This window comes from Serratia sp. PF-27, from assembly GCF_030053255.1.
GTDB lineage: Bacteria > Pseudomonadota > Gammaproteobacteria > Enterobacterales > Enterobacteriaceae > Serratia > Serratia bockelmannii.
In genome coordinates this window covers 39,538-42,516 of sequence record NZ_JASGBT010000018.1, presented here as the reverse complement: position 1 = coordinate 42,516, position 2,979 = coordinate 39,538, and the positions used below count along the sequence as shown (strand labels likewise).

Genomic DNA, 2,979 nt, shown 5'->3' with positions numbered 1-2,979 from the left:
CGAAGCTCGTGCCGTTGCGCCCGACGCTCAGCGTCACCCCGGTCGGCTGGTAGCTCAGCCCGGTACCGAGGAACAAGTAGTTCGGCGCCACCGCGTCAAACTGCCCGCTCACCCCCTGCTGCGCGCTCAGGATGGTGTACTGCTGGCCCAGCAGGCTGCGCACCTCGCTTTGCGTCAGCAGGTTGGCACTGTTCTCCAGCGTCACCGCCACCTCACCGCCGCCGATCGTCGCCGATCCGCTGCTCTGGATCCGATCGCTCTGGCCGTTCGGGCCCACCTCCACCGCGTAGCGCGACCCCGGTTCGAAGCTGACGTTGCCGGCCACGCTCAGGGTGCCGATCGAGTTGCCCGGCGCCACGGTGCCGCCCTGACGGGCGATCAGCGAACCGACCGTGCCGCTGCCGCCGACGATGCCGCCGTTCTGCACGCTGACGGCCGAGGTGACCGAGCCGTTGACGGCCAGCAGCCCCTGATTGACCAGCGTCGGGCCGGCATAGGTGTTGGTGCCGGTCAGCTCCAGGGTTCCCGCGCCCTCTTTGGTCAGGCCGCCGTGGCCGGAAATGTTGTTGGAGTAGATTTCCCATCCACAGTGGACATCATCACATTTCCTGGCGTGCAGCGTACCGGCATCCACCTCGGCGCCCCTCCCCGGAATATTGGCGACAAACTGGGTCGGGCCATAGGCCACGCCCGTCGGATCCGGGATGCGGAACTCCGCAGGAATATCTTCGACGGTATAGAACATGCCCGGGCCGTTGATAGCCTTGCCCAGGTTGATCATCCCCCAGCCGTAGAGCGCGTCGATGCCCGGCGCACCCATGTCGGTGGCGGTGGTTTTCAGCACGTCGGCAATCTGCGCCGAGCTCATGTACGGGAAGCGCTGCAGCAACACCGCCACCGCGCCGGTCACGTGCGGCGTCGCCATCGAGGTGCCGTTTTTATTGCCGTAGTCCGACACCAGGTTGGCCGGATCGGAACCGTTGGCCACGGTGCTGTAGATTTTGCTGCCCGGCGACGAGACGCAGAAGCTGGCGGTATAGCCGCAGCGGGAAGAGAAGCTGCTGATGGTATAAGGCACGCTGTTGGTCGATGCCGCATCCTGCGCCACGCTGGCGACCGACAGCCAGTTCGGCGCGATGTCCGGCACGAAGTAGGCCAGCCCGCTGATCACATCCGGCTGGTTGTAGTTGCCGTCGTTGCCGGCGGCGAACAGCACCAGAATGTTTTTGCGCGCCGCATCGATCGCGCCCTGATAGCCTGCGCCGGCCAGGCTGCCGAGCAGCGGTTTGACCTGATCGAATTGTTCCTGCGCATCCTTCAGCTCAAAGTGCAGCGCGTTAGGATCGCGGCCGCCGTCGGACAGGAAATCGGGAATACTGACGCCCCAGCTGTTGTTGATCACCCGTGCACCGCTGTTGATCATCGCCTGCCAGCCGGCATTGGTGACGGCGCCGTCCAGGCCGAGGAATTCGCCGTAGGCCGGGCCGTCGTTATCGTTATCGACGCTGATCACCTGCGAATCGAAGGCCACGCCGTGCATGCCGATGCCGTCGCGGTTCGCCGCGCTGATCCCCGCGACGTGCACCCCATGATTGCTCAATGTCGCCCCGCTATAGAAATGGAAGGTGCCGTCAAAGTAAAAGCGATCGCCGGCGTTAATGCCCAGCCGATGCGGATCGGTGTAGGCGCGGTAGCCTTCGGTGACCACGTTGATCAGTTTGCCGTCGCCGGCGAACTCGGGATGGTGGTTGACCGGGGTGTCGAAAATGCCCACCTTCTGCCCTTTGCCGGTATAACCGGCGGCGTAGGCCTCATCGGCGTGGATCGCCCCTAGCCCCCAGTTGGCGTTGAATTCGGCGCTGCGCCAGCTGGCCGGATCGCCGGGTTGGCCGTTCACCTCGTGCGGCGCCGCCTGTGCATACCCCGCCAGCGCCATGCAGCAGACCAACGCGTTCAGCCGCCACGGCGAGCGGCGAGCGTTTCCTTTGCTATCAAAACCCATTGTTGTTGTCATTTCCTTACCTTTTGCTTGTTATTGGCCGACGCCCCAGGTGCGCCGGGTTCTCATTAGCAGGATGTGAAAAAGGAACCGCCCGCAGACGGTTCCCGTACAAGGATTGAGTCAATGTTGCTTAGAAACGCCAGGTGAAGCCGGCGTTGACGCTGTTGTCCTGATGGTTTTGCGACAGCAGCCCGCCGTAGCCCAGCGACAGCGTGGCATTCTCGTTCACCGCCACTTCCGCCCCTGCCTTCAACACCATGCCGTCACGCGAGACCGGCACGCTGTCCACCACGAACGGCGCGTTGCCGCCGTTGAACCGCAGTCCGGTGCCACGGTCCAGCCCGCCGTACTGGTGTTGCCACCCCAGCTCACTGCGCAGCGCCACCGTCGTGCCCGCGCTCACCTGCCATTCGGTGTCCGCACGCAGGCCCAGCGTCGACACCGTCGCATCCGTGTGCTGCTTGTCGCCGCGCAATGCCGCCGCGCCGCCGCTTTCCGCGATGCCGTTGTTCTCGAAGTTCACGTACGCCAGGTTCACGAACGGCTCCAGGTTCAGCCACTCGCCCTGCACGCTGTAGCCCGCTTCCGCGAACAGCTGCTCGGTGCGCGCGCTGTACTTCGCCGTGTCACGGTCCGACTGCATCCCGTAGTTCACCGACCGTTTGGTGTCGATGCGATGCCAGGTGTAGCCCGCCCCGCCACGCAGCGCCAGCGCCCCGAACTGCTTGTCGCCGTACGCCGCCAGGTGGTAGTTGTCGCTGTCCGCCTTCGACCCGTAACCGCCGTGCAGCGAGGTGCGGGTGTAGCCGGTCGCCACCCCCAGTCGCCCGTCGCCCGCAACCGCCGAGTCCAGCCCCACCAGCACCCCGTAGGTCGAGGCCTGATAGCCGGTGGCGTTGGCGTCGCCCGACGCGTGGTCCCATGCCCCCAGCAGCTGCGCCCAGGCGCCGTCCTCGTCCGCCTTGATGGCCGACGAG

2 protein-coding genes are annotated in these 2,979 nt (G+C 65.4%); both read right to left on the bottom strand.

What is annotated here, in order from left to right; translation table 11 throughout:
* Nucleotides 1-2,014: autotransporter serine protease (locus QMZ29_RS10660; protein ID WP_283225773.1), on the bottom strand; the 2,014-nt coding region annotated here is incomplete at its 3' end.
* Between the two features lie 118 nt (nucleotides 2,015-2,132).
* Nucleotides 2,133-2,979: autotransporter outer membrane beta-barrel domain-containing protein (locus QMZ29_RS10655; RefSeq protein ID WP_283225772.1), on the bottom strand; the 847-nt coding region annotated here is incomplete at its 5' end.